The organism is Flavobacterium flabelliforme (assembly GCF_017948675.1).
In the GTDB taxonomy this organism is placed as follows: Bacteria; Bacteroidota; Bacteroidia; order Flavobacteriales; family Flavobacteriaceae; genus Flavobacterium; species Flavobacterium pygoscelis.
Window position 1 is genome coordinate 151,549 of sequence record NZ_JAGFBU010000005.1, and the last position, 16,321, is coordinate 167,869.

The 16,321-nt window shown below is 30.6% G+C and carries 16 protein-coding genes and 1 pseudogene; 3 read left to right on the forward strand and 14 right to left on the reverse strand.

Features of this window, described 5'->3' with window-relative positions; translation table 11 throughout:
* Positions 1-110 precede the first annotated feature (110 nt).
* The 7 genes and pseudogenes from J3S90_RS12830 to J3S90_RS12860 all read right to left on the reverse strand — a co-directional run bounded on the left by J3S90_RS12830 (position 111) and on the right by J3S90_RS12860 (position 7,157).
* Positions 111-665, reverse strand: a pseudogene (locus tag J3S90_RS12830) (REP-associated tyrosine transposase).
* Positions 666-781: 116 nt separating this feature from the next.
* Positions 782-1,018, reverse strand: a complete 237-nt coding sequence (locus J3S90_RS12835; protein WP_210646538.1) for a hypothetical protein — start codon at positions 1,016-1,018, stop codon at positions 782-784.
* A 106-nt stretch (positions 1,019-1,124) separates the two neighbouring features.
* Positions 1,125-2,090, reverse strand: a complete 966-nt coding sequence (locus tag J3S90_RS12840) for a retron St85 family RNA-directed DNA polymerase (RefSeq protein WP_210646539.1) — start codon at positions 2,088-2,090, stop codon at positions 1,125-1,127.
* Between the two features lie 184 nt (positions 2,091-2,274).
* Positions 2,275-3,168 carry a retron St85 family effector protein gene (locus tag J3S90_RS12845; protein WP_210646540.1) on the reverse strand — a complete coding sequence of 298 codons (894 nt, stop codon included), beginning with the start codon at positions 3,166-3,168 and terminating at the stop codon, positions 2,275-2,277.
* Between the two features lie 189 nt (positions 3,169-3,357).
* Positions 3,358-4,695 (reverse strand): DEAD/DEAH box helicase, encoded by a 1,338-nt coding sequence (locus J3S90_RS12850; RefSeq protein WP_210646541.1) that lies wholly within the window; start codon positions 4,693-4,695, stop codon positions 3,358-3,360.
* A gap of 143 nt (positions 4,696-4,838) precedes the next feature.
* The gene (locus J3S90_RS12855) at positions 4,839-6,383 is read right to left on the reverse strand and encodes a DEAD/DEAH box helicase (RefSeq protein WP_188050980.1); all 1,545 of its coding nucleotides are present in this window, start codon (positions 6,381-6,383) and stop codon (positions 4,839-4,841) included.
* Between the two features lie 246 nt (positions 6,384-6,629).
* Positions 6,630-7,157: a DUF6155 family protein gene (locus J3S90_RS12860; RefSeq protein ID WP_210646542.1), complete on the reverse strand. Its 528-nt coding sequence runs from the start codon at positions 7,155-7,157 to the stop codon at positions 6,630-6,632.
* A 101-nt stretch (positions 7,158-7,258) separates the two neighbouring features.
* On the opposite strand from J3S90_RS12860, the gene J3S90_RS12865 reads away from it, so the two are divergent.
* The 3 genes from J3S90_RS12865 (at position 7,259) to J3S90_RS12875 (ending at position 9,336) form a co-directional block, all read left to right on the forward strand.
* Entirely contained in the window at positions 7,259-7,537 is a 279-nt protein-coding gene (locus J3S90_RS12865; protein ID WP_188050982.1) for a DUF3817 domain-containing protein, read from the forward strand.
* Complete coding sequence (locus J3S90_RS12870) at positions 7,530-8,789, forward strand: mechanosensitive ion channel family protein (RefSeq protein WP_210646543.1); 1,260 nt, start codon at positions 7,530-7,532, stop codon at positions 8,787-8,789. The genes J3S90_RS12865 and J3S90_RS12870 overlap by 8 nt, the downstream gene beginning before the upstream one ends.
* A 154-nt stretch (positions 8,790-8,943) precedes the next feature.
* Entirely contained in the window at positions 8,944-9,336 is a 393-nt protein-coding gene (locus tag J3S90_RS12875) for a glyoxalase (RefSeq protein ID WP_210646544.1), read from the forward strand.
* Between the two features lie 259 nt (positions 9,337-9,595).
* Here the strand turns inward: J3S90_RS12875 and J3S90_RS12880 are convergent, their stop codons facing one another.
* The 7 genes from J3S90_RS12880 to hisB form a co-directional block, all read right to left on the reverse strand.
* Positions 9,596-10,186, reverse strand: a complete 591-nt coding sequence (locus J3S90_RS12880; RefSeq protein WP_236023956.1) for a DUF3667 domain-containing protein — start codon at positions 10,184-10,186, stop codon at positions 9,596-9,598.
* A 68-nt stretch (positions 10,187-10,254) separates the two neighbouring features.
* Positions 10,255-11,910 (reverse strand): M1 family metallopeptidase, encoded by a 1,656-nt coding sequence (locus J3S90_RS12885; protein ID WP_210646545.1) that lies wholly within the window; start codon positions 11,908-11,910, stop codon positions 10,255-10,257.
* A gap of 170 nt (positions 11,911-12,080) precedes the next feature.
* Positions 12,081-12,680: a bifunctional phosphoribosyl-AMP cyclohydrolase/phosphoribosyl-ATP diphosphatase HisIE gene (hisIE, locus tag J3S90_RS12890; protein WP_210646546.1), complete on the reverse strand. Its 600-nt coding sequence runs from the start codon at positions 12,678-12,680 to the stop codon at positions 12,081-12,083.
* A 45-nt stretch (positions 12,681-12,725) separates the two neighbouring features.
* Entirely contained in the window at positions 12,726-13,481 is a 756-nt protein-coding gene (gene hisF / locus J3S90_RS12895; RefSeq protein ID WP_210646547.1) for an imidazole glycerol phosphate synthase subunit HisF, read from the reverse strand.
* 69 nt (positions 13,482-13,550) lie between these two features.
* Positions 13,551-14,294 (reverse strand): 1-(5-phosphoribosyl)-5-[(5-phosphoribosylamino)methylideneamino]imidazole-4-carboxamide isomerase, encoded by a 744-nt coding sequence (gene hisA / locus J3S90_RS12900; protein WP_210646548.1) that lies wholly within the window; start codon positions 14,292-14,294, stop codon positions 13,551-13,553.
* Positions 14,295-14,335: 41 nt separating this feature from the next.
* Positions 14,336-14,917, reverse strand: coding sequence for an imidazole glycerol phosphate synthase subunit HisH (gene hisH / locus J3S90_RS12905; RefSeq protein WP_210646549.1), 582 nt, complete (start codon positions 14,915-14,917; stop codon positions 14,336-14,338).
* Between the two features lie 177 nt (positions 14,918-15,094).
* On the reverse strand, positions 15,095-16,231 hold the full coding sequence (hisB, locus tag J3S90_RS12910) for a bifunctional histidinol-phosphatase/imidazoleglycerol-phosphate dehydratase HisB (protein ID WP_210646550.1): 1,137 nt from the start codon (positions 16,229-16,231) through the stop codon (positions 15,095-15,097).
* Between the last annotated feature and the right edge of the window lie 90 nt (positions 16,232-16,321).

A 16,321-nucleotide genomic window follows, 5' to 3' on the forward strand; every position in this document is an offset into this window, starting at 1 on the left:
ATTTGCATATTTAGGTTTTTCATTTGGACCCGACCGCGCGGATTTGCAATCCGTGTCCGCAACGATATTCTACAATACCCTTTATTAACAATCCAAATTCACATTTTAAACTAAAATATTTCTAATAAAACAACATCTAAATCATTGTCTAATCTTGCATAATTTCTTGCAGAACTGAAAAAATAATCCTCAGGCAACAAAACAATTTTATCCTTTACAGGGTTGTTATGTATATAATTTAACTTTTGTTTTATAAACCAATTTGTTTGAACTATTTATGCGTGATAACCATCTTGCCAAACCTTATAACTTTGTTCCCTTTTGAGATGCGAACATACTTTTTCAAAATAATCAAGCATCCATTCTTTTCTACTCTCTGGCTCATCAATAATTGTCTGAATAATCTTTTTTGATGTGAATTTTTTAAAATCACGCATTATATCCGATAATAAAAAACTATTTGTTGCTTTACAAAGCAAATGAATATGACTACTCATAATACAATATCCATAAATTTCTAATCCTTTGTTTGCTTGACAATGTTATAATGCATTTATGATAACATATTTTTGATTTAACCTAGTAAAAACATCTACCCAACCCACAGTTTTTATCGTTATAAAGAAAGCTTCATCTGTTGTTTTCGCTTTATATTTTGTTGACATTTTTATAATTTAACTTGTTTGTTATCATAGAATGCGCTATCGTAATGCAATTCCGCGCTATAATTATGGAGGTATATGCGAGTGATCTGGTTTATAAAAAAAATCTATTTAACTTTCTAACTCCATTTTTTAATTTCTGAGATTAGTTTACTGCTTTCAGTTAAATTAATATTTCTAGAATCTGTTGTAGATTTTTGAATTTGATCATTAAGCTCTTTCATTGTCATAGGTCTTACATCAGAATCAATTTTAGACTCTTTCAACAATAGTTTTTTAAAATTAAAAATTACTTCTTCACTTTGTAGTTTAAGAAAAGCTTGTATAAATTCTTTCTTTCTAGTTTGTAAGTCCATAAAGTAACTATTATTATTAAAATTACAAATTATATTAAATATTGAGTATGTCTTTGCATTTTTTGTAGTTAGGTATTTTTACAAAATATTATCTAATTATTAATAATTAATCTAGTTTAATTAGGTATTGGATCATTGATTTTGTATGCTTTTTATATAATTCATTTATATATTTATTTGCTTTCGCTAACCTATTTTTATCAACACTATTTAAATATGAAAGCCAACCAGCAACTTCATTTAACAACTTTACATTTCCTTTCTCAATTGGCTTTGTTAAATGATGAATTTTAGCTCTAACGTTTTTATACTTTTTTTGCCCAATTCCAATATTGTCATCAGAAATTACCAGTCCTGTTACAATTTTTGCTCTTGCTGAACTTGCAATTCTAGTTTTGGAGTGATTAATAATGAAATTTTCACTTTCAATGATGTTTGAAATCATTGGAAGTATACGGACAACATTTGCTGGATTTAATCCTGAAAATGATAAATCATCAGCATACCGTGTATAATTTATCCCACGCTTACCAACATATCCTTGTATTCTTAGATCTAATTTCCAAGCAGTTAAATTTGCAAGTTTTGGTGAACAAGGACTACCTTGAGGTAAGAATTCTTTATAGGTACAAACATTTGTAAAAATAGTTGAAATTAAATCATTGTAACCCAAAGTTTTAAAAATATTAAAAACTTGTTTACTCGTAATATTAGGAAAAAAGTCTTTGAGGTCTAATGTTAATATTGTGTTTGCTCCTTTATGGGGTATGGCATTATCTAAAGTAGAACTTTTTTTTTCAAACCCTTTACATGAGCTTGAAACTTTTATTTTATCTAAAACGTTAACTAAAATCCAAGACTGAAAGCCTTTAAGTTTTTTACTTGGTTGGCAAATTATTCTAGGCTTTCCAGATTTTTTAGGAATGCTGTAGATAGAATAGTAGAAGTCGGATTTCTCAGATAATTGATAAATTGTATACTTAGAAACATGTGTGATCAATGAAAAATCATCTAAAGTTTGGATCACTGGTAATCCCAGCATATTAAGTTTTATAATTCCATTGTTGCTCATCGTAATTATTACAGTTATTAAAGGATATAGGAAAATATTTTACATCAAAATTCTTGAGCGAAATTTAAATAGGAAATCATTTTGATTTTCTGTTTAAAATTTGTGATGATAAAAATGAGTTTAAAACTCGATTGTCGGAACAACAACCACGCGTATTAATGAAAACACGTCTAAAATTTTTTCCCTATACCTTTAATTTCTTTTTTCTATACTTCAAATTTAATATTTCTAATCTTAATTCGTCAATTTTTATTGTCTCTATTTGTCTTTTATTTCTTTTACTAGTAACTGTAAATCTTAAAAAACTTTCAACACCTAAAGTAGTTAATTTATATCCGTTTGTTGTAAGTTCTATGTTTCTTTTTTTTGTTAAGCTTGTTAATGCAGTAGTGGTTAATTGAAATGAGTTTTCTTCGTCTTTTGTCGCAACTCTTACTAGATTAATTAAAGTATCTTTTGAAATTGGTTCTAGTAAATATATTGATGGTAACAAAAAATTATCTATTTGAAGTAAAGAAATAACATCACTTTCTTTTGAACTCTTACTTTTCATCTTTCTCAAAGAGGAATTAAGTTTGCTGATTTCTTCTTTTATATTATCTGGATCAATAAAAATAAGTCCGTGCGGATTTTCTTTTTTAACTAATTTTAAAGGACCTTGATTTATGAAACTTTTATCTTTTTTATATTTTACATCAACTAAACAAATTAATTTTTTCCTCAATTTTTCGTCGTTAGCAAATGCTCCTAATTCGGCAAAAGAACCTGGACTTTCTGGAATGAGAACAATTGCATCAACGCTATTTGCTAATAAACCTTCTAACGATAATAAATCACTTTTTTTTGAGCTAAATAATAATTCATCAAATATATCTTCAGGATAAATTATGTCATAGAAAAAAGAAGATGGCCAATTATCCTTTAATTCTTCTGCAATTTTATATCTTATTTTATTTTTTTGTAATATGTCCGCTCCACACAAAAAAATCGTAGTCTTAAATGTATTTGCTGGCCGATAAATGTTTTCTCTAATTTTTTTACTGAGTGTAATGCAATCTTCTTCTGTTATATCACTCATCTTTTCTGTTTTTTGGAAAAATTAATACCAAATTTTATATTTCACCAAATTTATACTTATTTCCATTGTAATAACATAAATAACTAACCTTTTTCCTTCAATTATTACTAAAAACAACAAAAAAAAACCATTGCAAAACTTTCTTCAAGCTTTACAATGGTTTCTTAATTTATTAAAATAGAAAAAAATCTATTTCATTTTTTGCCTTTTAACCGGTTTTTCGGTTGGTTCATTTTTATTTTGCAACAAATAATTAGCCAATAATTTTTCGATTAGTTCATCTTTAGTTAAATGATGAAAAACGGTTTTTATTTTTGTTTTCAATTCCGCATCCACTTCATGGTTGGGTTTGGTTTTGAATATTTGTTTCGCCCATAAAAGGGTGTTGTTTTCTTCTATGCTTAGTGAACTTGGTTTTTTGAATTCGGTGAATTTAATTCCCAATTCTTTTTCGAAGTCGGCAATTTCGCCCACTTCTTCCGGTTGCAATACCGTTAACGAAAGTCCCTTTGCTCCTGCTCTTGCCGTTCTTCCGCTACGGTGAACGTAAGCTTCGTAAGCGTCTGGTAAATGGTAATTAACTACATACGAAATTTCCTTTACGTCAATTCCTCTTGCTGCAAGATCTGTAGCCACTAATATATTGATATGCCCTTCACGGAATTGCTCCATGATACGATCTCTAATTCCTTGTGATAAACTTCCGTGTAAAGCACCTGATGAAAAACGATTGATTGCTAAATTCTTAGCTAGTTTATTCACCGCAGCTTTTGTTTTACAAAAGATAATTCCGCGCTCGCCTTCTTTTGAATTCAAGAAATGCATCAAAACATCTAGTTTTTCAATGGGATCTACCACTATATATTCGTGATCGATTCCTTGATTTCCTACTGTTTCCATGTTGGCACTTACTTGAACTACGTTTTTATTTAGGTAGTTCTGAACCAATTGTTTGATGGTTCCCGGCATCGTTGCTGAAAACAAAAAGGTTTTGTGCTCTTTAGGTAATTCGGCTACGATTTCGTCTAAGCTTTCTTTTAAGATAGAAACCATTTCATCTGCTTCATCAAGCACTAGAAATTTAGTTTCTTTAAGATTTATCGCTTTACGCTGAATTAAATCAATCAAACGTCCTGGCGTTGCTACCACAATATGCGTTGGCGATGCTAAACGTTCGATTTGAGGTTTGATAGGAATTCCACCGCAAGTTGCTGTGATAGAAACCTGAGGTAAGAAAGCCGCAAACGACTCTAGATTTTTGAATATTTGTTGACCTAATTCTCTTGTTGGCGCTAATATTACCGCTTGAACGAGTGGAGAATCAGTATCTATTAATTGTAAAATAGGTAATCCAAAAGCAGCTGTTTTTCCAGTACCTGTTTTGGCAAGTCCTACTAAATCGGTCTTGTTTTCTAAAAGTAATGGAATTGTTTTTTGCTGAATTTCTGTCGGAGTAACAATATTCAAATCAGAAAGTGCATTCAATATTGGTTTAGAAATTCCTAAATCAGCGAATTGTTTTGACATTTTTTTGGATTTTATAATTTATAAAAAATAGTTGTATGTAATCGTAAACGCTAGCCCCGATTGTAATGAAAATCCTTTTATTTCTCGTTCTTTAGAGAAATAAAAGATTGCAATGGAAAGCGGGAAACAGCTCCTGAAAAGAATTAATCTTCATCAGGTTCGTTCATAATTTTTTCACGGTATTTTTTTCCGGTTAACAATACTAGTTTTAATTTGTAATCGTCAACAAGCCATTCGCGGTAATTTTTACTGCATTGACTTAAACATTTTGAATAGCGCTTGATACGGCAATCGATATCGTCTTCTAATAATTTACCTAAAGCTTTGGCTTCCTGTAAAGTATCCGAATTATCGACACACATGGCGGCATGTTGCTCTAGTGATTTATCTAAAACTTCCTTTGAACGTAAATTTTGTTTGATGATGAGTTTGTGTTCTTCATCGACATCAAAAGTTACGACTTCAGTTTTGCTAAATTTTGCACGTAAATCGGGAGGCATACTGTATTTAAAATACAATTCGATTTCCGTGTCATCACGTAAATTTTCTAGGTAAAACTCAGGAGATTTAAAGATGTGTTGCCAGTTTACCGGCTCACTCCACAATCCGAATCGTGCTGCGTTGTTTCCTAAATCGATCACACTAAAACTGTCTTTATTAGGTAATTTACGGGAACCACGACCAATCATTTGGTAATACAACGTCAATGATTTTGTGGCTCTATTTAGGATAATTGTTTCAACAGTTGGCTCATCAAAACCAGTAGTAAGAATTCCTACTGACGTTAAAATGGCATCTGGAGTATGCTTGAACCAATGTAAAATTTCTTTACGTTCCTCGGTACTGCTAGTGTTATCTAAATGACGGATTTCATAACCGGCTTCTCTAAAGGTTTCATAAACATACAACGAAGTATTGATTCCGTTATTGAAAATCAAGGTTTTTTTGCCAATAGATTTCTCAGTGTAGGCATGCAATAATTTTTCTTGCATGGCCATATTGGTGTATAAATCATCTGAAGATTTTACGGTGTAATCTCCGTTGATCCCTACTTTTAATGAAGTCAAACCCACATCATAACTATAGGTAACGGCTTTGGCCAAAAATCCTTTGTCTATTAACGAACTAATGGTATCACCTACAATTAATTCATCGTAACTTTCGTGCATTGGCAACTTTACGTTAGAACTTAGCGGTGTTGCCGTAACTCCTAATATAAAGGCATTTTTGAAAGAGCTTAATAATTTTCTAAAAGAGTTGTAATGCGCCTCATCGATAATTACTAGACCAATGTTGTCTAAATGTAATTTTTCATCATTAATTCGGTTTTTTAAAGTCTCGACCATCGCCACAAAACAAGAATAATCGTTCTGATCTGGAAGTTCCTTAACTTTACTGTTGATGATTTTGTTTTTTACATCAAAACCCTTCAACATTTTTGAAGTTTGTTTACATAGTTCGATTCTGTGTGTTAAAACAACTACTTTTTTATCGTGTTTGGATAAATAACGGCGTACGATTTCGGAGAAAACTACTGTTTTCCCTCCACCTGTAGGCAGCTGATATAACAAATGATGTTGACGAGGTCCATTATCGATACGCTCAAAAATAGAATCTATATCTCCTTTCTGGTAGGCATATAGTTCTTTTTTGTCTTCGATTTCAATTTCTACAGTATTTTCCGACATTGCTTCTTATTGGATTTTTGCAAAAATACGCCTAAAAAACAGTTTAATTGTAATTTTTAATTAAAAAAAAAGTGTAAGGCTTAAATAAATTTGAATTTAGAGCCTGAAAACTAATTACCTTTTTGTGCAAAATTTTTAATTTTAGTAAAGCCGTAGATCTTGTAAATTATAGAAATATTTTTTTTTTAGAGTATTTTAGACTAGCGCTAATTATTTAATTACAAAAGTAATAAAGATCTAAAATTCTTAGTATTCAAAACGTTCAATGATGGCATTGAATTCTGGTTCGTTGTGCCATTTTTGACTAATAGTTTGATTGTGTATGGCAATTATTCTATTTTTAAAATCAGTAAGTATTCCGTTTGCGATCAAAAACACAACCGCTTGCTCAAAGGAATTGAAGATACTTTTATAAAAAAGCTCTTGTTTGATTGCGTTTTCTGAGGAAAAAGTTTGTGCGATTTCAATATTGTATAACATTACATCTGCAATGACAAACGGATCTACTCCTAAAACAATAAAATGCTTAATGTATTTCTGAGCAACAGAGCGTCTCATTTTGGGTTTGCTTCTTCTGCCCGCTTTTTTCACAGGAAAATATTCATTGGCAATTTTAAGTTTACATTCTTGCAAAAGTGTTTCTTCTTTTGGATTGAAAACAAAGTTGTAATAGACTTTTACAGGACTGAATTTCTCATACAATTCGATGATTTGTTCCTCTAATTGTTCTTTATTTAATTCTGATAGATATTTTTTTAAATCGCGCTTGCTCATTATCAAAGTTTAAGAGTACAAAAGTAAATTACTTTAGCAATCAATACCCTAAAAATCAATGTTAATACTTATTTTTGTCGATCATCAATAAAAAACATAAAATGCTTAAGATTTTTAAGGTTACAGCACTTGTAGAAGGAATATCCGCTTTACTATTATTTTTTTATGCTATGCCAATGAAATATTTTTTTAATGATCCCTATTATGTAAAACATATCGGTATGGCACACGGCGTATTATTTACTATTTACATCGTTTTAGCTACAATTTTAAAGTTTAGTGAAAAATGGGACTTAAAAAAATACTTTATAATTTGTATTGCGTCGATACCTCCTTTTGGAACTTTTTATATCGAAAGAAAATATTTGAAAAATGCATAACATTTTAGAGAAATTATTTAATTTTTTATATCCCATATTTAGGAAAATTGGGTTAGGAAGTGGTTTTGCTTCCTATCTCAGTTTGTTCCTTAATATTGCTTTATTGTGCGTATTAGCTTATGCAATCTATGTAATATTTAGACTTATTCTTGTTACGGTAATGGTTCTAATTGCCCAAAAAACAAAAACCAAGTTTGATGATTTATTGGTTACTAATAAAACAGCCAAGTACATTGCGCATTTAATCCCATTTTTATTTATCTACAAATCGGTTCCCATTATATTAGAACGTTATGAATATTGGGAAGGTGTTTTTGGCAAATTCGTCGGAATCTACATCGTACTTTTAATTTTGTGGATTATTAGAACGGTATTTAATGCTTTACGTGATTATTTAAAATTAAAACCGCGTTACAGCGACAAGCCAATTGATAGTTTTATTCAGGTAATTATGATTATCCTGTGGGCTGTAGGTATCGCAGTTATTTTTTCTAAATTATTTGATATTAATCAAAAAGAACTTTTAACTATTTTAGGAGCTGTTTCGGCAGTTATAATCTTGATTTTTAGAGATACAATATTAGGGTTTGTATCTAGCGTACAAGTCTCTATTAATGACATGGTGCGTATTGGCGACTGGATTACAATGGATCGTTTTGGAGCAGATGGAGATGTGATCGAAATCAATCTAGCAACGGTAAAAGTTCGAAATTTTGACAATACTACGACCACAATTCCAACGTATAGTTTGAGTTCCGATTCGTTCCAGAATTGGCGCGGAATGCTAAACTCGGACGGAAGGAGAATAAAGAGACACATTCTTATTAAAGCCAGTAGTATTCGCTTTTTAGAAGAAAAAGAATTGAATAATTTAAAGCAAATTCACCTAATTTCAGATTATATAGATTCTAGAAAAACAGAAATTGATACTTATAATATTTCCAATAGAATTGATAAATCATTACCGATTAATGGAAGAAATTTGACAAATTTGGGTTTATTCAGAAAATATATTACCGAATATTTATATAATTATCCGGGATTAAATAAGAATATGTTAATGCTTTGCAGGCAATTGCAATCTACCTCACACGGAGTTCCGCTAGAGGTGTATGCATTTTCTGAGGACAAGAGTTTTGCCAATTATGAATACCTGATGTCCGATATATTTGATCACATTATTGCTTCAGTTGGTTATTTCGATTTAGAAATTTTTGAATTATCGAGTGAAAAAGACTCTCATTTACCTTAAAATAAAAGGCTTATGAATTGATTTTGAAAGCTATAGAAGTTACTTATTTGTCTGGAATTTGTTTTTTTTTAAAATATTTTAGATTATTTTTCCTTATAAAGAGTTAAAATAAACTGTTCTAGGTTTATTTTTTTTTAATTTTAAAGAAAAAAAGATGAATACACGCGATACTTTTTTAAGTCAATTTAGAGGACAAACTATTGGTTCTGTAACTGCTCAATCTACAACCGAAGAATCTTTTCAAAATGAAGTGCTTCGGCCTATTTTAAAATTACAAAATGATTTATTTGTAGCTTCTTTCATCAATTATATTGAAAATAACAAAGTCAATTTTTCGTCAAAAACATTGGAAGCAAAATTAGCAGTAATTGATAACGGAATTCAAAAAGATGTAAAATTTAGAAATACAATGAGAGGAATTGTAGTTGGTTTATTTACCACTGCTGAATATGACTTTTATGCCAAAAATACTTCTGATGTAAACAAAAGAATGATGACTATGCTTACTGAGCGCTTGAAAAGTCAAATACAGCTTTTTGAAAAGTAATTTTAAGCCTTCGATTTTTAATTTTTTTTATAATAAAACACAAAAAAAGACCAATGAGATATTGGTCTTTTTTTGTGTTTAAAATTTTGAATGAATTCTAAAGCTTTATTTTAAAAATCTTTATTTTTATTTCTACTATTTTGTTAGCCTATCAAATAGTAAACCTACTATAATTATAATCAAGTTAAATATTATTAACCCTAAAAGTATAGAAAGTAGTGATTTCAAGTAATTTCCTATTTTTCTTTTTTCAAAAAAATTACCGCACGCCCAAGTCATATAAACTAATCCTAGAATAATCGTTACATTTAATAACTTTGTGGTAAAAATCACTTCTAAAATTCCCAAAAAAAGCATAAATCAGCATCGAAATACCTTGCACAAAACATAACATTATGAGCAATTCATAAAAGTTATATCCATATTTTTTGAAAAATACTTTTAGCCAAATTGCAATAAATATTCCCATTAAAATACTTGCGTATCCATAATTATTCTGCATCCAATTTAAAATCGTGCCAATAGAGGAATTTCCTAAAGCATTATGCTTTACATACTCCTCTTCTATATGGAAAAAATGACTTACTAATGTATAAATTAGAGAGGTTAAAATTATAAAAATGATTGGTTTTATAAGTCTACTTCTGTTCTCTGAAAGATAGTTTCTAATGTTTTGTCCAGGTTTTGTTAGAAGCTCTCTAATAGTGTAAAAGATACCTCTTTCAAAATGCAAAACATGTTCAATTTCATGTAAAATATAATGACCGTCAATTCTTTTTAGATTTGCTGGTTGTCCGCATTCTGGACAAAATTTTAAATTTACTTCTGTATTACAATTTTTACAAGTCATCAGTTTTCTTTATTCTAAAAATTAGTTTTTTTTTAAAATTTCAATCCGTTTAGTTCAATTTTCAGGCACTAATCCGTAATATTGAAACTAGCTACATAATAGTTAGAATTTATTTCTAATACCGTTTTATCCGTTTTAGTGTTTGTATTCTGCCACTGTGTTTTAGGCTTTATGACTTGTTCTACACCGTTTAATGTTATTCTTATAGGCATATCAAATCCTGCAACGCAATTGGCCCATCTAAAGCTTACTTTATTGTCTTTGAAAAAATACTCTAATGTTGGAATTCTAGTATCTCTTAAATATTGATTGAAAAAGGTATTTAAGTTAATTCCGGTTGCAGTACTTAAATAATCTTCAATTTGCTTAGTAGTTACTGTTTGATGATAAAATGTTTTGTTTAAACCTCTTAAAATAGTTCTCCATTTTTGGTCATCATTCACGTTTTGGCGCAACGTATGAAGCATATTGGCTCCTTTATAATACATATCGCCAGAACCTTCATTATTTACATCATAGTTTCCTATTATGGGTTTATCATTTTGAATACTTTTTCTTAATCCTTTTACATATTCATAACCCGCTTCTTTTCCATAATAATATTCAACAAATAAACTTTCTGAGTAATTGGTAAAACTTTCATGAATCCACATGTCAGCAATATCTTTGTAGGTAATATTATTAGCAAACCATTCGTGTCCTGATTCATGAATAATTATAAAATCAAATTTAAGTCCCCAACCAGTACCACTTAAATCTCTGCCTAAATAACCATTTTCAAATCCGTTTCCGTAGGTAACAGAACTTTGATGTTCCATTCCTAAATAAGGAGCTTCTACTAATTTATAACTATCTTCATAAAAAGGATAAGGTCCAAACCAATGTTCGAATGCTTTTAACATTCTTGGTGCATCTTTAAATTGTTTTTTGGCTTTGGCCAAATTATCTTTTAATACATAATAAGTGCAATCTAAATCTCCTTTTTCGCCTTTAAATTTTTCTGAAAATGAAACGTAATCACCAATATTTATGTTTACACCATAATTATTAATCGGATTAGATACATACCAATTAAATGTTTTGGTTCCATCTTTTAACTCTTTTACATTCTGCAAACGACCATTTGAGACAGCCATCAAGTTTTTTGGAGCATTTATACTAATTAACATATTCTCGACTTCATCATACATATGATCCTTGTTTGGCCACCAAACACTAGCACCTAATCCCTGACAAGAAGAGCCAATAAACCACTTGCCATTTCTGTCTTTTTTCCATGATATTCCTCCATCCCAAGGCGCATTGACTGCTATTCTAGGTCTACCACCATAAAAAACGGTCAGTTCTTTTTTGGCTCCTACTGTTTGATTAGCCAAAAGATTTATAAAGAAAGCATTGCCTTCTCTTTTGTATTTTAATTCTTTTCCATCCTGAATTACTTTGTAAATTTCCATTGGATTTTGCAAATCTATTTGCATTACATTGTATTCCTGTAAAACTTTATATCCAATAGTATTAGAACCTGTAATTGTGCTATCTACAGGATTTACTTTTATGTCTAAATGGTAGTTTAAAACATCCCACCATACTCTTTCTTTTGTTATACTTCCTCTTAATGAATCTTGTCTTGTAAATGTAATTTCTTTCTTCTGTAAAAGGCCTTGTGCCTTACTTACATTAAAAACGAGTAATGTAAAAAAAAGAATGTTTAAGTATTTTTTCATGTTTAATGGTTTTCAACAAAAATAAACTTTATAATTTAAGAACAATAACTCCTACAATTAATTTTCTAAAAGCGTTAAAACTCTTATCGAATTAAGAAACCGATTTGATCTTATTTAAAAAAGATTTTTAAGGGGTTGATTCAACATTAAATACTTTAAAATCTAATTTTTTACTTTTGACGACTTTTTAAAACATCAACCACGTCATTTAATTGAAATCCTTTGGCTTGTAATAAAATAAGATAATGAAAAAGCAAATCGGCACTTTCACTAAGGAATAAATCATCGTTTTCGTCTTTGGCTTCAATAACTACTTCAATCGCTTCCTCTCCTACTTTTTGAGCTATTTTATTGATTCCAAGTTGAAACAACGAAGCTACATAGCTTTTTTCAGAGTCTGCATTTTGTCTACGCGTATTAATGGTATTTTCTAAATCAGAAATAAATCCATAAACGATTTCATTTTTTTGATCCCAACAGGTATCAGTTCCTTTGTGACAAGTTGGTCCTTCTGGTTTTACTTGAATTAACAGCGTATCATTATCACAGTCATTTTTGATATCAATAAGATTCAAAAAGTTTCCACTTTCCTCTCCTTTTGTCCATAGTCTTTGCTTGCTACGACTATAAAAAGTTACTTTTTTAGTATCAACTGTTTTTTGATAGGCTTCAGCGTTCATATAACCCAGCATCAAAACGGTTTTTGTTTCACTATCTTGAATGATTGCTGGAATTAAACCATCTGTATTTTTTGAAAAATCTATATTCATGTTTTATGTATAAAGTTGTAAAGCAGAAAATCTTATTGTTTAAGACTATATTCTAACCTCGATATTGTTATTTTTAAGTTCTTTTTTTAACGTTTTTATTTCAATTTCTTTGAAATGAAATACGCTTGCTGCCAAAGCGGCATCTGCCTTTCCTTCTTGAAAAGCATCTACGAAGTGTTGTATATTTCCTGCACCTCCAGAAGCAATTATAGGAATATTGACTAATTTAGATAATTTGGCCAAAGCTTCATTAGCAAATCCATTCTTGGTGCCATCATTATCCATTGAAGTAAATAGAATTTCTCCCGCTCCTCTTTGTTCGACCTCTTTAGCCCAATCAAATAAACTTCGTTCTGTAGGTACTTTTCCACCAACTAAATGCACAACCCATTCTCTATCAATTTGTTTAGCATCAATGGCGACAACAACACATTGACTCCCAAATTTTTGTGCTAAATCGTTAATCAATTGAGGGTTTTTTACCGCAGATGAATTGATAGAAACTTTATCTGCTCCATTTTGAAGCAAAATTTCAACATCTTCAACAGAGGAAATTCCACCACCTACAGTAAAAGGGATATTGATTGTGGAAGCAACTTTCCGAACCAAATCAACTAAAGTTTTTCTTCTTTCTTCCGTTGCTGAAATATCTAAAAAAACCAATTCATCTGCTCCTTCATCGGAATAGATTTTAGCTAATTCTACAGGATCACCTGCATCTCGTAAATCTACAAAATTTACTCCTTTTACCGTTCGTCCATTTTTAATATCTAGACAAGGAATTATTCTTTTTGTTAACATATTTGTTTATGTGTTAATTAGAAAATTAGTAAGTGCGATAATAAACTCATTATTGCATTTCTAATTTGCTTATCTACTTAGTATGTATTGCTCCAATTGTTTCATAGAAATTCGACCTTCGTAAATCGCTTTTCCTATGATCGTTCCTTCACAACCTAATTCGGCTAGCTTAGGTAATTCGTCAAAAGTAGAAATTCCACCAGAAGCGATTAATTTAATCTCGACTCCGCTCGATTTGACATTACATTGATCCAAAATTTTAGCGTATAAATCAAAACTAGGACCTTCGAGCATTCCGTCTTTGGCAATGTCAGTACAAATCACATACTGAATTCCTTTGTTTTGATACTCTTGTATAAACGGAATCAAATCTTCGTTAGAATCTTCTAACCAGCCAGAAACAGCTACTTTCTCGTTATTTGCATCGGCTCCCAAAATGATTTTATCAACTCCGTATTCTGCAATCCATTTTTCGAAAATTGCTCTGTTTTTTACGGCGATACTTCCACCAGTAATTTGGTTTGCGCCACTTTCAAAAGCGATTTTTAAGTCGGAATCCGATTTTAATCCACCACCAAAATCAATTTTTAGTTTTGTTTTTGTGGCAATTTGCTCTAAGATTTTATAGTTTACAATTTGGCTTGATTTTGCTCCATCAAGATCTACTAAATGCAAATATTCTATGCCGTGCGCCTCAAATTCTTTGGCTACTTCAAGTGGATTTTCATTGTATATAATCTTAGTATTGTAATCTCCTTTGGACAGTCGAACACATTTACCATCTATTATGTCTATTGCGGGTATTATTCTCATTTATAATTAGTCTTAAAGTTTGAAAGTCTAAATTCTTAAAGTTACAACTTCAAAAAATTAGCTAAAATTTGTTCTCCTATTGCACTGCTTTTCTCAGGGTGAAATTGTGTTCCGTAAAAATTATTTTTTTGTAAAGCGGAAGCGTATTCTAATTCATAATTAGTAGTCGCTATGGCTTCATTGCAAAGCGGTGCATAAAAACTATGAACTAAGTACATGTATTCCTTTTCGCTGATTCCGTCAAATAATGGGGATTTCAAATGATAAATTTGGTTCCAACCCATCTGTGGCACTTTTACTTTATTAGTGAATTTCACCACATCAACATCAAAAATGCTTAAACCTTTTGTATTTCCTTCTTCGGATGATTTGCACATTAATTGCATTCCCAAACAAATTCCTAAAACAGGTTGTTTTAAGGTTGGAATCAAAGTATCCAATCCGCTTTCAATTAGCTTTTTCATGGCTGAACTTGCTTCACCAACACCCGGGAAAATTACTTTATCTGCCGCTTTTATTTCTTCTGAATTACTGCTCAAAACAGCTTTATATCCTAATCTTTCGATAGCAAACATAATGCTTTGTATATTTCCTGCTCCGTAATTTATGATAACTATTTTCATTCTTCTTCTTCTTTTATTCCTACAAGGTTTTTAAAACCTTGTAGGTTTAGTTATGAATACCTACAAGGTTTAAAAAAACCTTGCAGGACTATTTATGAATACTAAAAAGTTTTTCAAGAACTTATACATCTATTCATGAATACCTACAAGGTTAAAAAAACCTTGCAGGACTAGTATTTACAACATGCCTTTTGTACTTGGCAAAATCATTTTTTCGGTATCACGTTTTACAGCTACTTTTATCGCTTTAGCGAAAGCTTTAAAAATGGCTTCAATTTTATGATGCTCATTAATTCCTTCCGCTTTGATGTTGATGTTTGCTTTAGCACCATCTGAGAAGGATTTAAAAAAGTGTAAAAACATTTCTGTTGGCATTTTACCCACCATTTCTCGTTTGAATTCTGTTTCCCAAACTAACCAATTTCTACCTCCAAAATCAATGGCTACTTGCGCTAAACAATCGTCCATTGGCAAACAAAAACCGTAACGCTCAATGCCTAATTTATTTCCTAAAGCTTTTGCAAAAACTTCTCCCAGCGCAATTGCAGTGTCTTCGATCGTGTGGTGCTCATCGACTTCTAAATCGCCTTTTACAAGAATTTCTAAGTCCATTTGACCATGTCGCGCAATTTGATCTAGCATATGATCAAAAAAAGCTATTCCAGTTTCGATTTTGCTTTTTCCTGTTCCGTCTAAGTTCAATTTGATAAAAATATCTGTTTCATTGGTTTTTCTTTCAATAAAAGCAGAACGTTCCTCTAATTTTAAAAATTCATAAATAGCTTTCCATTGCGTAGTTTGCAAAGCGATAACCGAATCTAATTCTTCTCTTTTCGAAGCGATTTCAGCACTTCCTAATGCTTCATCAGTATTAATAAAAATGGCTTTTGAACCTAAGTTTTTTGCTAATTCCACATCCGTAATTCGATCACCAATTACGAACGAATTAACTAAATCATAATCTGGATTATTGATGTATTTTGTCAACATTCCAATGCCTGGTTTGCGTGTTGGAATATTTTCGTGAGGAAATGTTTTATCGATCAACACTTCACTAAAAACAACTCCTTCATTTTCAAAAGCTTTCATTACTAAATTATGAACTGGCCAAAAGTTGGCTTCAGGATGAGAATCAGTTCCCAAACCATCTTGATTGGTAACCATCACCAATTCGAAATCCAATTCTTTGGCAATTTTTCCCAAATATTGAAAAGCATACGGATAAAACTCTAGTTTTTCAAAACTGTCTAACTGATAATCATTTGGTTCTAAAACCATTGTTCCATCACGATCTATAAAAAGTATTTTTTTCATTATTTTATTTTTTAAGTCAGATTCTAAAGTTTAAAATAATTTGAATTTTAAATTATTTCAAAACCAAGAATTCCTAATAATTCTAGGAAT